The following is an 18,695-nucleotide window of genomic DNA, read 5'->3' on the forward strand; positions in this document are numbered from 1 at the left end:
TACGCTTGCATTGTGGCCTTAGTATCTCTAGCATGCCATGCATAAGATTACTCCTGGATCACATCGCCAGGATAAACCATGTGTGGAAAGCCGTCGCCAGCGTCCATTACCAGGACAGTGGGGTGATTCTTTCCTCCCTGGATCGCGGGGCCTGGTGCCCTGACGTAGAGAACAGTGCCGGTTAGAATCTGACCACTGGTTGCAACACTTCGGAAACGGATCTGGTCGCCGGGCCGATAGTCTGCACGTCCGGCTGGTCCGTAGAGCGCTGCCTGGGCCTCTGGTTGCTTCTGGTTATGGTTACTGCTGCTGCTCATCATTTCGTTTCTTTTCGTTACAATGTGTGACGATCGGCCAGCGGTCACGTTTGTAGCTGGAGCTGTCGAAAGTGACCCGGCTGCCCTGTCACGTAGCATGTAGAGTTGTGACGGAGGATCTCAATCACAGTTGCGGCACCTGGTCTCTGTCGTGACAGCCAGCTCCCGGTCACTTGTGAGTCAGTCTCCATAATCTCCATAGGAATATCCTCCTCGGATGGGTCGCGCCTCCGGGGCTGGATAGGTTCCTCCTCTTTCGGCGAGGGCTCTCATAACTCCGAGTGCGGCCAGGGCATCCCCGGTGGCCCGGTGGTGTCCGCTCGCTTCGACTTTCAGCTCATAACACGCTGTAGACAAATCTTGCCAGCGATCGCTATGCCAATACTCCGAGTAGTCACCATAGTATCTGGCAAACTCAAGCATCAAGCAGTTCCAGCGTTTTGGTGATTTGATGCGGCTTGGCACCTCCAGATGATACCGCTCCGCGCTGGCAAGTATGGCGTCCCGGTCAAACTCGGCGTTGTATGTCCAGAGTTGATAGCTTGCCAGAATCTCCTCCAACATGGGCCAGAGCTGCGCAAAACTGGGCGCATTGACGAGATCAACATCTGTCAGGCCGTTGATCTGGCTAGCCGCCTCTGGCATTGGGATATCAGGCTTGACCAGAGAATGAAAGATGACATCACCAGCTTTGTCTACGGCGGCGATCTCCACCACTTGGAATGCTGGATGATCGGGTAGCCCAACAGTCTCGGTGTCAATCACCAAGAATGGCGGCTCCTTCTGGCTTTCAAGCAACACGCGCATATTATGCTCGGTCACATGCCGATCGTACACCCAGATCAGGTACTCCCGGCAATCATCACAGTATCGTCGCTCCTGCTCCAGCCCTGGCTCGCCTTCCTTGATAATAGAGATTCCTCTTCCTCTATAGCGCCGCTGCTGGCCGTGGGTATCGTCGTACCAGCCACACCGCTCGCAGGTGTAGGCCCGCTTTAATCCTGCCTGCATCTTGACTATGGTCTCGCGCTGCTTCTCTGTCGGTATGCGGCGTGGCTGGGCCTTGGCGATCTCATAGAGATAGATATATTGTTTATCCTTGAGCCTGAAATAGCATCCGGTTGGCGGCTCAACAGCTTTGAGCTTTCGCTGCTTGAGCTGTGTAGCCGTCGCTAAGGTTTCCCACGGTATGGCTCGGTACTGATACACCTTAGCACCTGGGCATGTGCCGTCCGGCTGCTGTTTCCACGTCAGCGAGCAACGGGTACAGGTGTACCCGCCGTGCTCGTTCTGTTGTAGGTCATGCTGCTGGTCCTGCTGTATCATCTTGATCTCTCAGTCACTTTTCTTGCTCCTCATCCTGGTCTGCTACCTGCACAAAAAATTGAGTGTATCGCTCGTCAGTATTAGTAAGTTGCGCTTACTCATCATCGTCCTCATCCTGGAGAAAGAAGTCAATGGCAAGATCAGCATTATCATCTGCGTTCTCAGACTCTTCAATAAATTCGATCTCGCTTGGCTCAATTGGATCGGGTTCCTTGGCTTTGGGTGCTCGCCGCTCCCTGGTCGGTCGTGGCGCTCGTTCGCTGACAGGCTCTAACATCTGCTGCTGCTGCTGGTCTATGCGTTGTGGTGCTGGTGCATAGGAACCAGTACTCATCGCCAGACCAGAAACGATGATACCACGTTGGACCAGTCGGTAATACTCGGTCAGCCGCAGAGCGGCCAACTTGGCTAGTTGGTCGCTCATCTGATGATCGGCAGCATCCTGCTCGATCTGCCCAAGTACCCAGGACTCCCACTCCAGCCCTATTTCCAAGTATTTATATTTCTTGGTGTTCTTTGGCATGCTTTTATACCTTCGCGGCAGCAGCGCGCTTCTTACGATCCAGGAGGGCCTGAGCACTCAACGCATAGCCTCGGCCATTTGCAAAGACGGGTTCGCTTGGCTGCGAAAGATGGGGAATCCGTTTCTTCAGCGCATCGTAAAAGTAGAAAACGCCGCCGCCAATAACCATGACCGGGTTGAACCTCGCTGCAATAGCGTTGGACGCATCTGACTGCCTCCAAGAGGATGCGACAAACGATTCGATTTCACCGGCTGTCACTTTAATAGCTTCTGTCACCAGTTTGTCTAACTCAGCGTCGGGTATACGCTGGCCGCTCACGGTGATTTCTGGATAGGTGCGCGGCTCCACCTTTTTACGCTTCGTCGCCTTGACAGGTGTTCCCGAGGATACCGCTGCTGCCGCCGCCGCCGCTTCAGCACGTGCACGTTGTGCATCTGCGTAGGCGTGCATCAATTCACGCGCCTCCAGTGGCATCAACTCGACTCCATAGATATCTTCAAATGCATCTCTGACCATCTTCGTCGCGGTCTCGACGCCCACAGGCTTGCCCTGACAATAATCCGAGATGGGCACCTGGCCGCGAGCGACATACAAGTCCGTGGTACGTCCACCAATGTCAATGATGGCGCTGGCTCTGGCTCCCTGGTCTTTTGAGCCGTAGGCGATGAGCGCTCCGGCTCCTTCCATCACGATGGCTCCTACTTCTACGTGACAGGTGCGCCAGGTGCGCCCACCATCGATAGAGAAGATATGTTTGCCATTGAGGGCTGCCTTGATTTCCTTGCGCAATCCTGGATTCTTTTGATAGGTCTCTGCTGGCAGTCCAGTGACGACCATCAGACGATATTCGAGATCAGAGACCATGGAGGCCGACATCGCCAACAAGCCCCGCAAACTATACGTGCTCGCGTATCTGGTAATGTCTCCTCGTCCATTCCACGGATCGTTAGACTGTGAAAGAGAGATCGACCCGATGCCATACGATACTTGCTCACCTTTCGTCTGGATCACCAGGGCCTCACTCATATCAACCCCCATGTTGCGCATAACCTTTGGATTGATCTTCGTGAACGCAGTGGGGATTGAACGCGTGATTACCGAGTCTCCTTTGCGCAATACGCCACCTATTTCAGAGTTCCCGAAGTCATGCCCATACGCATACGTTGGGGGTTCCAAAACAACATACTCTTTTTCTGCCTCTACAGTGGTATCGGTGGTGGTATCCATATCTGTCATTGTCTTTTCTTCTCCGTGTATTTTTTCCGAGTCCATTGGGGTCACATTTGTCTCATTGCCCTGAAATGTGGTTGGTATCGAACTTGTCTCTACTTGGTTCATGACTTCTCCTATACTTGCCCTGTACCACACTAATTGGTACGAACTTCACCAATACTAGTAACAAACTTGTCCATAACTTGTCCGGTCCATTTACCGCCGGGAAGAGCCTGGCTGACAAGTGATGTCAACCAGGCCAGAATACACACTGCATATTTTGCTATTGCCTGCCAATATTTTTCCCCCTTATGTAGTCAGGCATCACCTCCTTTCCTGCCATTCTTCTAGGATGTACCTCGTGAACTGGCTTCAAGTCGATAGCTCCCGGTGTTGTTTTCTTTATGGATGGAAGCGCTTCAGCTACTGGAGCATATGTACTGATGCTATCCTCCGCATCTAGCAATAAACGCTCCTCCTGATAGCGGGATCTGAGCACATCCACCACCCGAAAGATTTCTTCTATCCTCTCCGTCCGGTATTCTTCTTCAGCTTTGATGTCTCTGAGTTGTCCTTGGATGTCTCGTAGGTCCGACCGGATAGCCTGGATTGCTTTCAGCAACGCTTGCAAGACTGGCAACGATGCCTCTGGTGGTACCTGCGTTGGTCCACTTTTCTGATTCTGATTGGTCTTGGCCGCCTCCTCAGCCTTACGCATGCGGTTCTCATCCTGTTGAGTCATCTTGCAAACATCCTCCGCAACATGTGTCTGGGCCCTGACATACGGCGGTCGTTCTGCCGACGCTCATACAATGGTTTACAGCTTGCGCAACACGCGATACTCGAAAGGTTCCCATCCTGGCCGCGTACCAGAATGATATCGAGCTCCTCACACAGCCGACGACATCGATGACATATCATTCTCATAGCTGCTCCTCACTAACTCACTATGCGGTCAAGCGCGGCCCGAATCGTTGCCAGTGCTCCCTGTACGCTCGCCTCGACCTGAGCTAGTTGATCCTCGATCACCAGCGCGGCCTGGATCGCGGCCTGTTCCCGGCGCTCAAGCTCGCCCGCCCGTTGGCGTGCCTGGGCTGCGATCAAGTCGAGTGCGGCCTGGATCTGGTCACTGCTCCCGCTCTCCTCGTCGGCAGGCCAGGGCGGTGCGCTGGCCTGCTCCTTCTGGTTGATGGCCTCGGGTTCCGCCTGCTCCTGAGCCTCTTCACCAGAGAGGGGCGCAATGTGCGCCTCCTCTTCGTCCTGGCTCTGCTCTTTCTCCTGCTCCCGCTGGACGGCGCGGACCTGCTGGCGAGCCTCCCTCTCTCGGCGACGTCGGTTCTCCTCTTCCTCCTCCCGCTGGGCGCGAGCTCTGATGGTATCCATACTCGCTTGACTCTGGATGTGTTGTTTGCGGGCGTTTTCGCTGCGTTGACGATAGGCAGCTTGGGAACTACCTGGGTCCAGCCGCTCATATTCTGCGAGCAGAAGTTGCTTGGCCTTCGTCAGGTCGTCCATATCCCCGGTGTAACCGCCTTGGCCGTTTGACGCCTGCGCTACCTTCCGCGTGAACGCTTCGCGGATCTGCTCTGGGGTCATGCTACCGGACAAGCCTAAGATCTCCATGCACTCGGCCAGCGTCCATACTTTCGTCGCTCGGCTCATACATGCACCTCCTCGCGCTGCTCCTGCGCCTGGGCGATTCGTCGTCCTGGCTGGCGTGGGTCCTGCTCCTGTGCCTGGGCACTGGCCCACGAGTAGAAACAAAATGCATGGCCGCCGCTGATGTCTCCCTCCTTCACCTCGTATGTGCAGTCCGGTAAAACAGAGGCCGCAATAGCGCGTCCCTCTTGCTGGCTCATAACACCGATCACCTGAAGTACAGCAATCTCTCCACGCGGAAAAATCAAGGTAAACGTCTGTTCGGGATGCTGCATGGTTGTACTTGTACTCATTCGCTAGAACTCCATTTCTAAGACAATGACGCGTGCCTGCACTTCAATCAGTTCGCATTGCACCTGACCGAACTCGGCCTCGACCTGTGCGAGCTCTGCCTCCAGACGGAGGCACTCACGATCAAGGCGTATTTGCTCTGCCGTCTGCACCTGAGGTTCCTGCTGCTCATTCATGGCTGGATTCCTCCTGCTCTGGTTGCGTTGAGCCGCAATCATAGATCACAAACGACTCGACATCATTGTCCACCCGTAACCAGCTCACAAACTCTTGGGGGAATCCTCCCAAGCACTCCAGGACCATAAACCCGTCGTGGCACTTCTGAGTGATCCCATAGGAGATGACTCGTACACGCGAAGGATCTTCCGTGTGCTGCTCCAACAAGTCGACTAGTTCATCTACAAGTTGGTTGACCATGCGCTTCAAGCAGAGGATCATTGCACATTGCGTTGGGGCGAGCTTTGTTGCCTGTGGCTGTTGTATCTGCTCCTTACTCATTGCCTTGACCCTCCCATCGTGGTGCTGGCAGCAGCAGGGGCTGCTCCTCAACCACCGCCGTACGACTTCCCTGATTCTTGTCAAGAGGAAAGAGGGCATCCAGACGGCGAATGCCTTGCTGTGCCTCTCCCACAAATGTTTGTAGGCTCTGGCGGGCTCTCTTGAGCTGACGTAAGGCTGGCTCGTCAATCTTGTGGGAAATCTGTGCATAAGCTCGGATGATGATCGCTGACTCATCACCCAGTTCTACCGATCGCCGCAAACAATCAACCGCAAGAACAAGTGCTCTGCCTGAAGAAGCAGGTAAAGGCCAAAAGTAGTACTTCGTGAAAATTAACAGGTTCTCGATGACTTGCTGAGTGTGCGTGATCTCTTCAATAGTCATCTGGCATATATCCCTACACACCGGCTCCCAGCAGGCATAACTGGGCTGCCGCTTCCGGAGCTTAGCCAATGCCTCTTTGATGGCACCCGCATGATCAATCATGCGGGTGGCGAATTCGTCAGAGCCAATAGTTCTCATCCCCGTACCTCCTGAGCCTTCTCTACCAGTGCCTTGAGTTGGCTACAGACTTCGTCAAAGCTTATCAGCATGTGGGGGTACAGGTGGCGTACGGCCAGTTGAAGCTGGACACGGGCATATGATGGCTCCATGCTGATTGGTGCCAGGGCATCAAGCATGAGTAACAATTCCGTGGTCTGGTCATCGAGATAGCCTAACTTAGTAAGAACTCCCCATGGGGCTAGCTCCCTCATTGCCTCCGGGTCAAGTGAGCTATAGAATTCATGGATCGCCTGCGCCGCACGGCGTAATGAAAGCAGGTGATTTACTGCCTCGCCGCATTGATCAGATGTCAACCGCAAGTCATGCCGAATCACTGCACCGATGTTGAGCAACGACCGCTCGCGGCGTGCCATTCGCCAGTACTGACCACTCATGCGCTTAATAAGCTTTACGGTACAATGCTGGCCGGGCTGCTGCGGTGTCTGCTGGCCCTGGCTGCTGTCGCTGATACGATATACAATCATTGCCTCACCTCCCCTGCATCAGAAAGTGTGAGCGTATAGGTCGTGGCGGCTGACTTTAAACTATGATAGTGAGCTGGCATCAATGTTGCTGGCAATGTGCCAGTCTCGCCGGTCTCCATAACACCGAGACCGAGGAGCATAGAGAGGATCGCTGTCGTGCATTCCTCACACACCTCAACCTCTGAGGACGTAAAATTGCAATGGCATGCCATAGCTACTTGCCCTCCTTCAGTTGTGGCTGTACGGGTTTCCCGTCTACATCCGTTGTCCAGGTTTCGTGGGTTTGATGGGGCAAGATATCGGCGTGTACTTTTCCAACCGCTTCAATGGTAACACTACCGTCATGAGCACTGACCGTCAGCGCAACTTCTTGCGCCTGCTTAGTCGTAAATTGCGTCGGATTTGGTCCCACAACAATGCGAGCAACTGAATGTCTTTCGGGAGTGATAGGAGAGATAAGCTCGCACACATGGCCGTCTCCATCCACAAAGACGCGGATCTGCTCTGGATGGCCTTTAGCATCCAGAACAGTCACGACATCGCGGTGAGCTGCCTGACTATACGTGATCGGATCTGTAATGGTATTCATCCACCATGCATACACTTGGATCATGACAAGGTAGATCAGCAGGGCTGTACACATGCCAGCACCAGCCAAAATGATCCAACGGCGACGCGGTTTCGGTTCGCGGTCTGTAACACTCTGAGGCTGGGGCTGTGGATAATGGGGCCGTGTTGCCTGACGCTTGATCCTCGCCTGCGGCTCTGTCTCATCCAGGGGACGCCTCACCATTGCTACGGCTGGCTGCGGCTCGTCCGTTGTTCGTGCTCGCGTAGCGCTAGCTCGTCTGATACGGCTGGTCGTGGTATCGACTGTCTGTGATGCTGGTCGCTGCTGGCTGGTTGTCTGAGAGTAGCGCCGGGCACTGCTGCCCGGTCGCGTACTTGGTGCTGGTTTTGAAACGGGATGATAATCCTCGATCTCCACCTCGTAATCCAGATAGGTGCTAGTCATTACTGTGACCTCCCTGGATGCGTCTCAATGCAAGAAGGATACGCAGACGAATATTCTGTGTGGGGGTAAGGCGATCGTCACTATCTTCTCGATCATCCTCAAAAGCAAAACCTGTAATAGTTCTTGGGGGCTGGCAACCGCCGTTGTGCCCTAGAGCAAGTTGAGGACCATAAGAGGAGACATTATCAGTACTCAACAATGGCACCGATATATCATAATTAGCAGCAATACGATGAATAATACGAGCTTCTTCAATACTATTTGGCGCTACATGTAACAAAGGTCTTTCGATAGTAGGAGTGTTTTGCTGTGTCATGATCAAGCCTCCTGCTTGACTACGTGACACTAAGCCTTGCATAATAGCAAGGATGAGTGTCTAGACTGTGTTAAAATGACCTAGACGCCTGTTAATCGGTCGGTGCTGGAAACACCGGCCTTTTTTGTGGCTCTCTAGTTAGCGCTGGAAACACCAACCAGATGAGTTATAACTTCCTACCTACCTCGTTCGCACTAAATACCTTAATATATAGACAGTATAAATCGCTAGCTGTTATTTGTCAATGAAAATCGCTAGTTGTTTTTATAAATTCATTATCATCAGGTAAAAAGCCGCTTAATTTTGGTTCTTTTCCTGGCTCATAGTCGTATGTTTTAACAAAATATGGAGCATTAAAGACTACTAAGGAAACAAATGTAACAGACTTGTTTTGATCATAGTTAATTTTCCATTGCTCAAACACGGGAATGCCCAACACTGACTGGAAGATATTCGCCTCCTCCTTATCAATAACAGCACGAGCCAGCAGTAATTCCTGGATTCTGGCTAAAGGTGCTTTATCCTCAATAATTGCTCTCACATTAAAGGTGTAGTCTCCTCGGATTTTTTCGAGGACATCCTCTGGCACAAGAGAAGCAAGATATCTCTTGCGTGAATATCGATAGACTATGCCATCTACAATCTCACGTCTTGCTCTTTCTATCAGTTGAGTTCCAACTGGCACACGAAAAATTTTAGCAAGCGATGGAGTAGCAGCAATTACTCCAGGTGTCGCTAGATGCTCTACGGTAACCTGATGGCCCAAAGCCTTCATGTAATCCCTGAAGGTCTCATCGTTTGCAGTCACACGTTCACGTGGTGAGATCGCCCGCATAGCTCGACCTTTACCCTTTGATACCAATCCCTCTACTTCTAAATTTTTGAGTACTTTAGCGATAGTGTCAGGAGTAGTATGAAACTGGTCAGCCAACGCACGACGTGTAGGCAGAATATTATATTGCTTAAAAGACCCATTTAGAATATCTTGCCTGAGTTGACTTGTAATTGTCTCTATCATCTGTAATTTTGGCATCCTGTTACGTTCCTCTCATCTTTTTTGCTTTCTAAAGAACCTTGCAGAAAACAGCTAGCTGTTTGATGATAGCAGTATAGCATCCTTCATTCACAGATACAATAAAATAAGTCATATGCATGGGATCTGGCATTGCTATCTATATGTTGTGAGTAGAATATATATTTTTAGCTCACAACATACACTAGATCATACGCCTCTGCCTTACACCTTCTAATCCTTAGAAGTATTAAAGATGGGGCCAGGGATCACTCATAGGCTCCTGCGAGTCCTGGGGGCTGCTCTCCTCTAGGCGTCCCATCTGGATCGTGTACTGCGGTCCGTTCGTCTCTTCCTGCCATCTATATTTCAAGTACGGCCCGTACACGACGCCCTCAATAGGATCAATCTCCGGGGGAATCTCTTTGCCTTCTCGAAGATACTTCCGGGCCTCGCGGCTGATCTGTACTTTTTCAATATAGTACATTTCGTACCAGCCAGTCGCCGGGCTGATGGCGGCCCGCAACACTTTTATTTGCTCGTTAAATTCTGCCAGACGTTGGCGTGTCACCTGACTATCTCCGTAAATACGCCGGTTGTCAATCAGTGCTGCTTCCTGCCGCTGTGCCGTTGCCAGATCCGCCTGAATCGCCGCTATCTCCTCATGGACCGTTCCCTCGTCAGGGCCAGTCAGGCGAAATAGAAACGTCGTGTGATCCTGGCCGATCTGCCCCGCTGCGGCTGCGGCCTGGTGCTGCTGCTCCACGGCTGCGCGTAGATCTGAGAAGAGCTGATCGTCGTTTGCAAGCAGTTCTGTCGCTAATTCTAGCGCCATGTGTGCTGCTTCCAATCGGCCTAGCAAGCGCGCTCGGCGCATTGCCAAAAATGTCGCTAAGATGTGATCGCGGTGCTTGTGGTCGCGATATTTCGACCACAAAAAAGCCTTGAGTTCTCCTTCCTGGCGGGCAATATCCATGCTGGCAGTATCTAATGAGTTGGATAAATCAGCGCTTATGGCCTGGATTGTTTCGATTTTAGCGGCGATTAAGTGCCGGTAGTTCCGTGCCTCTCGAAATTGCACGTCAAGCGCATGGGGATCTCCAGGTTGAAAGAGCAGGCGGCCTTTCTGGCTGCGGACAATGCGCCGCTCTTTGGCGGCTTCGCGCTCCTCTGGTGTCCGGGCTGGTCGTCCAGCATGGCGGCGCTGTGGCGGTTGGTCCTCGCCTTGAGGTGTTGTTGATCTGGTCGTCTTTTTCGGCATAGGTACCTTTCTTTGTGCGGTTGAGGTAGTATTGTGAGATAGTATTATATTTTCTTCTCACAACATTACCTATCAAATAAGAAAACTAATATTGTATCGATAGCAGATCGCACCATGTGTGACTCCTGGCAGGAGCCTTCTTTACAGCGGAAAACGGCTGGGCTAGGAAGATTTGGGATGCCCCTTTGCCTCCACCGTTTTCTGTACACATTCATGATACGATACCTCGTCAAATCTGCCCAAAATCTGCCCACTCCACTTTCGAGGGAAAAATCGATCTGTGACACTTTTCTGCTTCACACTTGCGCTGCCTGGCCGAGCGTGTGACCGGGAGCTGGCCGTCTCATCGCCTTATCGAGAGGAGGGCTAAAATTCGGTGCCTGCTGGGGGGTAAGGAAAGATTATCCCGCCTGCGAGTGATCTGGAATGAATAATCCAGGAGGCGCGTTGATCATAGATCAAAAAAAGCCTCCTCGCGCTGAATGCAGGGAGGAGGCAAAACATATGCAGGAAGGGACCCTATTTTTTCTTGTTGTCTTTATCGGATTGAATCGGGGGAGTATGGGGAATTTTATAGGGGCTACCAGTTTCTTTGAGCTCTTTCTCCAAATTCGGGTTTAAAATGACTTTGTCAATGTACTCCGACATACCCTCGTCCTTCTTCTCGTCTTTGCCTTTCTTGTCTGCCATGATGAATAACCTCCTTGCTGCCTGACAGCATCTCTAGAAATGTATCAACGTCGGCCCAATCTGGTAGGGGAATCACGCAAAATGGGCCATCATGAGACGCTTGAGCACCGTATGCTCCCAAAATGAAGTGTTGTGATAGCAACGCCTGTTCGTGGTGGGTTAAGGTATAAAAATCGTGAATCAGTTGATCTTTGAGGTCGTCAATCAAGAGGATTGGCTCTGGTTGACCTACGAGCAGGCCTGCAATCAACTTTAGCTTGGCACAGGGATCTTCGCAAAACAGCACATCTTGAGGATGCGGAAAACCCTGATTCCCTAGCCAGGTGCGCGTCGCCTCCTGTACATCCAAAGTCCAGCTCTCGGTATTGCCTCTTCGTGCGGTACAGTATGCCAGCTCTGGCTGGTACTGTACCAATTGTTGTACTCCTTTCTGTGCATTTTCCGTCACATCTGCCTGAGCAAGATGCTCAGGTAGAAATACCAATAGAGCTAACAAGAACTCATACTTGGCTGTGCCTGCGCTTGCCTTAAAAGCTTTTACAGCGGGCAAGCTCTGAAAATCGTGGACTGAATGCACATCTGCTAACTCGCGCTCTGGAATATCCAGGTGCAAGTACTGCGCGTATAATCGTACGAGCACATCTTCATTCTTCATTGCTAGAGGTCCATCAATGTCTAAAAAAATCCTCGCTATATCCATCTTCCACCACTCCTTAAGACATGTTGAAATATCCGTCTTCTTTTCCCGGTGTCAACATCATGTACATTTTATACCGTTCACACCTCTTACAGAGCATACACTTAAATTCACGAACTTGTCAATATGATAATACATGAATAGACATGTTCGATTATCAGATGGTATGATAAGTGCATCTGACAAAAACAGACGAGGGGGCACTCCATGGCACGATTACGAATCAAGGAAATTGCACAACAGCAACATATGAGGCAGAATACGCTGGCGGAAAAGAGCGGTGTCACGGAACAACTCTTGAATCGCTATTGGAATAACAATGTGCTCCGCGTGGATCTCGCTGAACTCGAAAAGATCGCTCGCGCTCTAGGGGTTGCACCAGGGGACTTAATCGTGTCTGATAACACAGGGAACGCACAAGATATCAATAGGTGACGGCTTTCCAGGATCACACGTGCGAGCTGCAGCTGAATGCGTGACCTCGGATCGGATGTCACTTTCCTCACACCTACTACTGAGACGATTAAGGATACAGCGTTTATTGTTGTGGGCATTCAATTATTTTTCTCCTCACAACTATATTTAGCGCAAAAAATCCGGGCTGCTCGCGCCGATCGGTGTGCACGCAGTCCCGGTTCCTGTCTGTGACGTGTTTGGGGCTTCACAATGCGACTGCCTGGCCGCAGGTGTGACACGCGGCCGGTGGTCACGTCGGTTATGCCGTTTTACGTAGTTTGAATTCTTGAGCTGCGGCGTATTTATCAATGTAGACATTTCCGCAATAGATGTTACGCTTGGCAAACTCTGGGGGCGTTGCTGCCTCTTCTCTGAGCCTCACACGCTCCTTTTTGTAGGACATCGGCAAGAAGTACCATGGCTCCTCTAATGGCGAATAGGTAGGCTCGTCAACCCATGAAGGAATAGCTAAACCATACCTTCTGGCAAGATGTTCTGCGCTCGCGGCGCAAAATACCGCCCACTTGTGGGCCTCGGTGCTCTGCTCCTGCTGGCTCTCTCCTGCGGTCTGGATCGGCTCGGCGATCAATGTCGCTCGCTGTTCCTGCTCTGGGAAGTTACGGAAGAAGTCGAGCATGAAATTTCCCAGGGGCACCCAGGGCGTTCCTCCGGTGCCTTGGAGAATTTCTTGATAGCTTTTTGCCAGGGTTTGCATCCTGTCTGTGGCGGTGATGGTGACTGTACTCATGCTCTGGTTACCCCCTCTCATCTCATCATATAGATTCAGAGAAAGTATATCATATACCCCCAAAAAAAGACGACTACCATAAGGTAGCCGCCTAGCTGGGGAGAAGAGTAACAAGCTAATCGAATAAATTATCGATCGTATCTTCTACATCAAAATCCTTCTGCGCCTTCTTGCTCACGAGCGCGTCTATCACTGCCTTGACCTCATCGTAGGTATGCAGATTGAGCTCCTGAGCAAGGGCATACACATCACCTTGCTGCTTTGCGCTATAGCCACAAATTTTGTAGACGAGCATGGCTTCTTTGCTGGGAAAATAGGCTTTGATTGGTCCGAAGTCACGCCAGTACACCTTCTGTGGTTGTGGGATATACTCCGCCAGGAACGGCCCGGCGTCATCGTTAAACCAGGATTGCTTCAACTTAAACTGCTTGGCTACTGCTTTGACGGCTGCTCGAAACGCCTTCTCCTGCTGGCTTAATGGCAACTTCGTCAGGTCGATATGGTCACTGAGGAAAAGCACATCAATGTCTTCAGTCGATGCGCGGTTATGGACGTGCATGACCATATACGTTCCCCCTGCAATCAGGATCTCGATTTTGTCCGCGATAGAGAAACCACGCTGTACCAACTCATCGCCTAAAGCCTCCATATACAGAACAATTTGTGTCTCTTGCATGATTGATATACCCTTTCTTATTTCGCTTGTACTGCTCAATAGAACGTATCGTGACGCGGCTGCGGGGTCTCGTCTTGCGCCTGGCTCTGCACATGTGACGGGAGATCTCCCGTCACGGCTGTAAACCTACTAGTGCCACCTTTGAAACGGCTGGCCGGGAGTCACAGGCCCTAGATCGCGACGTTGTTGTGACCGCCAGCTCACGGTCACTCCTCCGAGTCGTCCTGGCCTCCGGTATACGGCTCGATTCCAGCAAGGGCCAGGGTTGCCAGGACAGCATTACGATCCTCGTCCTCCTCTTCTGGTTCTGGCTCCTGGGGGATGGGATCAGCCTGCTTGTCCAATTGCTCGGCGGCGATCTTATCAATTGAGCCTTGAAGCAGTTGGAGCAGAACCAACTCGGACTCTAGCTCGGCGATTCGGTGTTTATATTGGGCTTCCATGTCCCGGTTATGGGCCTGAGCCTCGTCAGCCCGTCTTTTTGCCAAAGCAGCATTTTCGATAAGAACAGATATCCTGTCGTGCTTGCATCGCTGACTCTCTATAATTTGTACAATCTGCTCGGCGATCTGGTGGCCTGTGTCAAAATTAGCATCCATGACCATCTGTGTCATGGTCATGAGGGAACGACGCTGATCGAGGTCAAGCCAGCGGTTCCCGTAGGCCAGAATGCGCTGGCGAGCGTCGCGGCGCGCCTGGTGCTTGCGCTCTAAAATATTGGCCCGGCTGTATGCTTTCCGGCAGGCTTGGCTACCGCAATGATGCCGAACTTTGCTCCCATACGATGAAAGATCTTGGTTGATGGGCTCGCCACAATGAGGGCATTGCTTCGGCGCGTTCTTGCGCTCCTGCTCATAGCTGCTGTAGTAATTGGTGCTCATATGATGCTATACTCCTAAATGGCTAAATTGGTTAGACTCCGATAGATAGGGGGTGGCCGTGTGGTTACGGCTCCCCCGGCCTTTTTCTCAACTAAAAAGGATGCTCGTCCTTTGCCTCCTCCTCCTCTGGCTGCGGCTGTTCAGCCTCGGTAACTGGCTCCTCTTCCTCCTCCTTGACCTTGCTGTTTGCAGAATCGAACTCTTCGTCCGGCAAAAGCAGATAGGTCAGGTGTGCGCTTTCGTACTCGGCAAGTAGCCGCTCTTTGGACCGGCTTTGGTACTGCAACGTAATACCTGTTGAGCATTCTTGGATTTCGCCTGTGTTCCAGTGCTCAATACCTTGCCGGTGTTCCCGCCGTCCATGACTCCAGGTCCACGCACCAGCGGGGTTGTATGCGAGTGCAACGGCGATAAGAGGCGCGCCGGTCGCACGCAAGTCAATGACCTTACCTCCTACCTGCTCAATCCACGCTTGAGCCTTGGGGCTAACGTAGCCGGTGGTCATCCAGTGTAATGCTATCTCTGGTTGCTTCTGTTCTTGTTTCATAAAAGATGCTTCCTTCCTCTCAGCGGGGTGCTTCCCTCGGCTGCCACTTTCGCGGTCTATCGAGGTACCCATCTGGTACATTTATATTATAACCCGATACGGGTTATTTGTCAAGGGGTTTTAAGCCTGTAAAGGAGATTACGAGGGATTATGTCAGAGAGAAACGTGATTGCTGCACTGGGGACTGGGAGCTGGCTGTCACATGCTCGGCCTGGCCGCGTGGTTGTGACGGCTGGCCGGGTGTCACGTTCGGTAGTTGGTTCTTTGCTGGGTGAGGCGCTAGCGACCGCCCAGAAGTTGAGGACCGGCGCATGGTCATTACCTCATGCAGAGTAATCTTTGCTCGCGCCGGTCCTCGGACGCCCTGGGCGGTTGGGCGCTTTCTTTCCACATTCCTGCATGGTATACTAGACCTGCGGGGGTTCTCCGCATTGGGCTACGCTCGGTCTCAAACCTTGGGGCGTAGCCCTTCCGCGTCTTTCCTCCTGGCCGCTAGGGCCATAACTGCGGCTGCTCGTCGAGCATTCGTGCAAGCATGCAATATTCGTGATATTCATTGATATACAAGTGCTCTATTCCGTTGATGGTCCAACTATTGCTGCCATATTTGGTGGTGCGCTTGGTGGCGTCTATCCGCTTTCTGGCTGTGGCGAGTAACTGACGGTGGCTGGCCTTTCGCTTGTTCACTTGCGCCAGCTTGCCGGCTTTTGAGACTAAAAAATAGGCTTCGGCTTTATCGGGGTAGGTATCCCACACATGCACAATAACCGTACTCCGGTGGGGATCTCCGTATATGCTCCAACGTCCTGACTTTGTTTCAATCTTCTGGCTCTGCCCGGCTTTCTCGATCTGGTCAGGGATGGGAAACCCCCAATATATGAGCGTCTGTATATAATCCTCTCTGCCGTCCTCGCTGCGGCTGGGGCCGGGATCGGCGGCGTGGATATGTCCCGCGTTGTCAAGAAAAAGGTACTGTGGGATGCCGTCGTCTCCTGTCTCTCCTGCTCCGACATAGGTTAAGCTGTGATGATGCGCAAGAAAACACGCAAGGCAGACGTTCCCGGCCACATTGGGAGATTGCACTGTATAATGCTGCTCGCAACGGTGGCACGTCGCGTATTCCTTGATAAGTGCCTGGATCTTTTCGTATCCTTCGTCGGACACCGTAAAGGCGTCCGATTGCCAGCGCAAGGATATACGGTGTGCCCCTTGCTTCTCTGGCTGGCGTGTGCGCTTGTTGGCCTTTGGTGGCTCGGCTGGTATCGGGTACGTCTCCTGACTTTTAACCTGAGCGGGGGCGACTGGCTCTGCCTCGGTCTGGATTGCTGGTGCCTGGTCGTCTGCCGGGTTGGTTTCCGCGCTCCTCTCGGCCTCCTCCTGGCCGCCTGTGAGTGTGGGCGGCTCTGGCTCTGGATCGGTTGGGGGTTCTAGCTCATCCGGGTGGATGGCTGCAAGTTCCTGGATGATACAGGCAGAGCAAACAGTATGGTCGTTAAGGATCTGCGCGTGCTCCTGCGTGGCTGGTTGGTGGCAATAGAAACAAGTCCGGGTATGGGCCTCTGGCGTAAGTACTGGTGTCTGCTGCTCCTGCGGGCTCGTTGTCTCAGGTGCGGCGGCTGGTGGCTCTGGCAGACGGATAGAGGTGTAATCGGCATACACCGAAAACAGGGGGGTTTGATCGTTCCACAGGTCAATATAGACCGTGTGAGAAGAATGACCTAACACACGGATGGTGTAAAGGGTCTTTCCATAGTACGCGGGGCCTTGCCAGTACAGGGGCTTTTGTTTCAAAGGGTGCGCGTCCTGGCTCTCCATCGGAGTGGGAACGGCTGCTAATTTTTGTGTGCTCATTGGTTGGGTTCTCCTTCTTTCTTTCTTCAGCCAACCGGGGCGGGTCTCATGCGCTCCGGCTAGCTGGCTGCTTCTCCGCTTTTGCGGTGCTACAGGTCATTGATGGACTGCAACGCTGGCTCTGGCGCGTCCAGATACGGGCATAGCACGACACTGTCGAACTGAGGGTGTTGTGCAAGCAGCAAGCAGGCGCTTGACTTGGCGTGCTCGATGTCATATGCCAAGGTAGCGGCTAAATTTTTACCGTCCGCCAAAAGCTTGATAAGGACTCCTGCATCCTTAAACTCAATCATGATAACCTTCCTTCCTCGCATGGGTCGGGGGCCGGGTGGTTCCGGCCTCCCTTTCTTCGCTCACCTCACTAAATGATTTTGAACGGTTTAGGGGCGTAGCACTTTTGATCCCGCTTGATCTCTGCCTCCGTGGGTGGTGTACCCTGGGCCGCCATCACGCGGGCGTACTCCCTGGGTGTGGCCTCTCGGCCTGCAATCTCCAAGCGGTGCGGGCGGGTGCCTGCCTCCAAATCCTGGCGGCGGGCCTCCTCTTCTGCTGCCTGCTTGTGGGCGATCTCCTGCATTGCTTGGCGCTCCTCAATGGCGGCGGCTACGCTCCACCGCACGTGCTTACAAACACCGCTAGCATGGTGCACGTTATGAAAACCGTACTGGCCTGATTTGCAGGTGCAGCTAAATCCAAGTTCCGCTTCATAACGAACCTCATATTCGAGAATCTCTCCATCGGCGTTGAGGTCGCCGCGCTCGTTCTCGACCTTGTAAAAATCGACAACGGGCTTGGCTTGAAAGTCGGTGATGCGGTGGCACCTGCCGATCTGCTCGGCGGTGACTTCTGCGAGGTGAGCGGCGACGGTTTGGAAGGTGGTAATCATGGTGGTTAGACTCCTTGTTGTTATCACCACCTGCAACGCGGTGGGCCCGTCGTACCTCACTTGGTACACTTACATTATAACTCCTGTCGGGTTATTTGTCAAGAGGTTTATGCGCGTGTTTTGGCTCTGGAAGCGGATTGAATAATAACTCGTGTCGGGTAGTAGGGAATGAAAGGATCTGCTGGGCCAGTCGGTCATGGGCCAGTCGGTCAGACAGGAAAACGAGGGGATACATGAATGAGCCATAATGATGATACCAGGGTACACGGCTGGCCGGTCAAGGATCGGGGGGAAAAGCAGTCAGGTCGTGCGGTTCGCGCTCGCGCAAAGAAGTGAGGGGGAGCTGGCGGTCACATGTTCGGCCTGGTGCTGCGGCTGTGACTCCCAGCGGGGTTTTGTCGGGCAGCTCTACGACAGATACGAGGGTTCTGTGTTTGCAAGGGGCCGCGCTCAGTCCGAGGGGTGCGGCCCTTCTCCGTGTGTCGTCCCATGGGTGTGGGGCGCTGCCTCCTGGCTGTCTTCAGAGGTCGCTCTCCGGTTCAGTTCGTTTCTGTCCATTCACCACTACATCCATAGGGGGGATGCGGGTACCATCTTCGGTGGTGGCAATGACTTTGCCATTCTCTATGGATACAATGACTTGTTTCCCTTCGTACTCATAGACTCCAGTAACTTCATTTGTCTCTTTCATAGCCTTATTTCCTTTCTTCGCTCTTGCTGATTTCACTCCACGTTCTTCTACTCTATACGCCTCTACATCTTCCTTATTATACAGGCTGGCACGGCTGGTGATCTTCACCTTG

General features: G+C 52.6%; 27 protein-coding genes. 2 read left to right on the forward strand and 25 right to left on the reverse strand.

Annotated elements, in window-relative coordinates; translation table 11 throughout:
• Positions 1-47: 47 nt before the first annotated feature.
• The 17 genes from EL633_RS36240 to EL633_RS36315 form a co-directional block, all read right to left on the reverse strand.
• The gene (locus tag EL633_RS36240) at positions 48-320 is read right to left on the reverse strand and encodes a hypothetical protein (RefSeq protein ID WP_126632199.1); all 273 of its coding nucleotides are present in this window, start codon (positions 318-320) and stop codon (positions 48-50) included.
• 177 nt (positions 321-497) lie between these two features.
• On the reverse strand, positions 498-1,643 hold the full coding sequence (locus EL633_RS36245) for a 3'-5' exonuclease (protein WP_126632200.1): 1,146 nt from the start codon (positions 1,641-1,643) through the stop codon (positions 498-500).
• Positions 1,644-1,737: 94 nt separating this feature from the next.
• Positions 1,738-2,166, reverse strand: coding sequence for a hypothetical protein (locus tag EL633_RS36250; RefSeq protein ID WP_126632201.1), 429 nt, complete (start codon positions 2,164-2,166; stop codon positions 1,738-1,740).
• 4 nt (positions 2,167-2,170) lie between these two features.
• On the reverse strand, positions 2,171-3,505 hold the full coding sequence (locus EL633_RS36255; protein WP_126632202.1) for a ParM/StbA family protein: 1,335 nt from the start codon (positions 3,503-3,505) through the stop codon (positions 2,171-2,173).
• 157 nt (positions 3,506-3,662) lie between these two features.
• Positions 3,663-4,121 (reverse strand): hypothetical protein, encoded by a 459-nt coding sequence (locus EL633_RS36260; protein WP_126632203.1) that lies wholly within the window; start codon positions 4,119-4,121, stop codon positions 3,663-3,665.
• 197 nt (positions 4,122-4,318) lie between these two features.
• Positions 4,319-4,894: a hypothetical protein gene (locus EL633_RS36265; RefSeq protein WP_126632204.1), complete on the reverse strand. Its 576-nt coding sequence runs from the start codon at positions 4,892-4,894 to the stop codon at positions 4,319-4,321.
• Positions 4,895-5,037: 143 nt separating this feature from the next.
• Complete coding sequence (locus EL633_RS36270) at positions 5,038-5,331, reverse strand: hypothetical protein (RefSeq protein WP_126632205.1); 294 nt, start codon at positions 5,329-5,331, stop codon at positions 5,038-5,040.
• A 3-nt stretch (positions 5,332-5,334) separates the two neighbouring features.
• Positions 5,335-5,505 carry a hypothetical protein gene (locus EL633_RS36925; RefSeq protein ID WP_161982738.1) on the reverse strand — a complete coding sequence of 57 codons (171 nt, stop codon included), beginning with the start codon at positions 5,503-5,505 and terminating at the stop codon, positions 5,335-5,337.
• Positions 5,498-5,827: a hypothetical protein gene (locus EL633_RS36275; RefSeq protein ID WP_126632206.1), complete on the reverse strand. Its 330-nt coding sequence runs from the start codon at positions 5,825-5,827 to the stop codon at positions 5,498-5,500. Before EL633_RS36275 ends, EL633_RS36925 begins: the two co-directional genes overlap by 8 nt.
• Positions 5,820-6,350 (reverse strand): hypothetical protein, encoded by a 531-nt coding sequence (locus tag EL633_RS36280; RefSeq protein WP_126632207.1) that lies wholly within the window; start codon positions 6,348-6,350, stop codon positions 5,820-5,822. The genes EL633_RS36275 and EL633_RS36280 overlap by 8 nt, the downstream gene beginning before the upstream one ends.
• Positions 6,347-6,856 (reverse strand): hypothetical protein, encoded by a 510-nt coding sequence (locus EL633_RS36285; RefSeq protein ID WP_126632208.1) that lies wholly within the window; start codon positions 6,854-6,856, stop codon positions 6,347-6,349. The genes EL633_RS36280 and EL633_RS36285 overlap by 4 nt, the downstream gene beginning before the upstream one ends.
• Complete coding sequence (locus EL633_RS36290; RefSeq protein WP_126632209.1) at positions 6,853-7,068, reverse strand: hypothetical protein; 216 nt, start codon at positions 7,066-7,068, stop codon at positions 6,853-6,855. Before EL633_RS36290 ends, EL633_RS36285 begins: the two co-directional genes overlap by 4 nt.
• Before the next feature lie 2 nt (positions 7,069-7,070).
• Positions 7,071-7,871 (reverse strand): hypothetical protein, encoded by an 801-nt coding sequence (locus tag EL633_RS36295; protein WP_126632210.1) that lies wholly within the window; start codon positions 7,869-7,871, stop codon positions 7,071-7,073.
• Positions 7,864-8,187 carry a hypothetical protein gene (locus EL633_RS36300; protein ID WP_126632211.1) on the reverse strand — a complete coding sequence of 108 codons (324 nt, stop codon included), beginning with the start codon at positions 8,185-8,187 and terminating at the stop codon, positions 7,864-7,866. The genes EL633_RS36295 and EL633_RS36300 overlap by 8 nt, the downstream gene beginning before the upstream one ends.
• A 241-nt stretch (positions 8,188-8,428) precedes the next feature.
• The gene (locus EL633_RS36305; protein ID WP_126632212.1) at positions 8,429-9,220 is read right to left on the reverse strand and encodes a GntR family transcriptional regulator; all 792 of its coding nucleotides are present in this window, start codon (positions 9,218-9,220) and stop codon (positions 8,429-8,431) included.
• Between the two features lie 229 nt (positions 9,221-9,449).
• The gene (locus tag EL633_RS36310) at positions 9,450-10,460 is read right to left on the reverse strand and encodes a hypothetical protein (RefSeq protein WP_126632213.1); all 1,011 of its coding nucleotides are present in this window, start codon (positions 10,458-10,460) and stop codon (positions 9,450-9,452) included.
• A gap of 631 nt (positions 10,461-11,091) precedes the next feature.
• The gene (locus tag EL633_RS36315) at positions 11,092-11,850 is read right to left on the reverse strand and encodes a hypothetical protein (protein ID WP_126632214.1); all 759 of its coding nucleotides are present in this window, start codon (positions 11,848-11,850) and stop codon (positions 11,092-11,094) included.
• Between the two features lie 204 nt (positions 11,851-12,054).
• Here EL633_RS36315 and EL633_RS36320 point away from each other — a divergent pair, with 204 nt between their 5' ends.
• Positions 12,055-12,282 carry a helix-turn-helix domain-containing protein gene (locus EL633_RS36320; RefSeq protein WP_126632215.1) on the forward strand — a complete coding sequence of 76 codons (228 nt, stop codon included), beginning with the start codon at positions 12,055-12,057 and terminating at the stop codon, positions 12,280-12,282.
• Positions 12,283-12,562: 280 nt separating this feature from the next.
• Here the strand turns inward: EL633_RS36320 and EL633_RS36325 are convergent, their stop codons facing one another.
• The 4 genes from EL633_RS36325 to EL633_RS36340 all read right to left on the reverse strand — a co-directional run bounded on the left by EL633_RS36325 (position 12,563) and on the right by EL633_RS36340 (position 15,155).
• Positions 12,563-13,051, reverse strand: coding sequence for a hypothetical protein (locus EL633_RS36325; protein WP_246039350.1), 489 nt, complete (start codon positions 13,049-13,051; stop codon positions 12,563-12,565).
• A gap of 115 nt (positions 13,052-13,166) precedes the next feature.
• Entirely contained in the window at positions 13,167-13,727 is a 561-nt protein-coding gene (locus EL633_RS36330; protein ID WP_126632216.1) for a hypothetical protein, read from the reverse strand.
• A 206-nt stretch (positions 13,728-13,933) separates the two neighbouring features.
• A complete protein-coding gene (locus tag EL633_RS36335) occupies positions 13,934-14,608 on the reverse strand; it encodes a hypothetical protein (protein ID WP_126632217.1) in 675 nt (224 codons plus the stop codon).
• A gap of 91 nt (positions 14,609-14,699) precedes the next feature.
• Entirely contained in the window at positions 14,700-15,155 is a 456-nt protein-coding gene (locus tag EL633_RS36340; RefSeq protein WP_126632218.1) for a hypothetical protein, read from the reverse strand.
• 150 nt (positions 15,156-15,305) lie between these two features.
• Between EL633_RS36340 and EL633_RS36345 the strand changes: the two genes are divergently transcribed.
• A complete protein-coding gene (locus EL633_RS36345) occupies positions 15,306-15,491 on the forward strand; it encodes a hypothetical protein (RefSeq protein ID WP_126632219.1) in 186 nt (61 codons plus the stop codon).
• A gap of 156 nt (positions 15,492-15,647) precedes the next feature.
• Here EL633_RS36345 and EL633_RS36350 read toward each other — a convergent pair whose 3' ends face one another.
• The 4 genes from EL633_RS36350 to EL633_RS37390 form a co-directional block, all read right to left on the reverse strand.
• Entirely contained in the window at positions 15,648-17,006 is a 1,359-nt protein-coding gene (locus EL633_RS36350; RefSeq protein WP_126632220.1) for a hypothetical protein, read from the reverse strand.
• 89 nt (positions 17,007-17,095) lie between these two features.
• Complete coding sequence (locus EL633_RS36355) at positions 17,096-17,299, reverse strand: hypothetical protein (protein ID WP_126632221.1); 204 nt, start codon at positions 17,297-17,299, stop codon at positions 17,096-17,098.
• Positions 17,300-17,367: 68 nt separating this feature from the next.
• Positions 17,368-17,892, reverse strand: coding sequence for a hypothetical protein (locus EL633_RS36360; protein ID WP_126632222.1), 525 nt, complete (start codon positions 17,890-17,892; stop codon positions 17,368-17,370).
• Between the two features lie 520 nt (positions 17,893-18,412).
• Positions 18,413-18,695: hypothetical protein (locus EL633_RS37390; RefSeq protein ID WP_218027670.1), on the reverse strand; the 283-nt coding region annotated here is incomplete at its 5' end.

It is taken from the genome of Dictyobacter alpinus (assembly GCF_003967575.1).
GTDB classification, from domain to species: domain Bacteria; phylum Chloroflexota; class Ktedonobacteria; order Ktedonobacterales; family Ktedonobacteraceae; genus Dictyobacter; species Dictyobacter alpinus.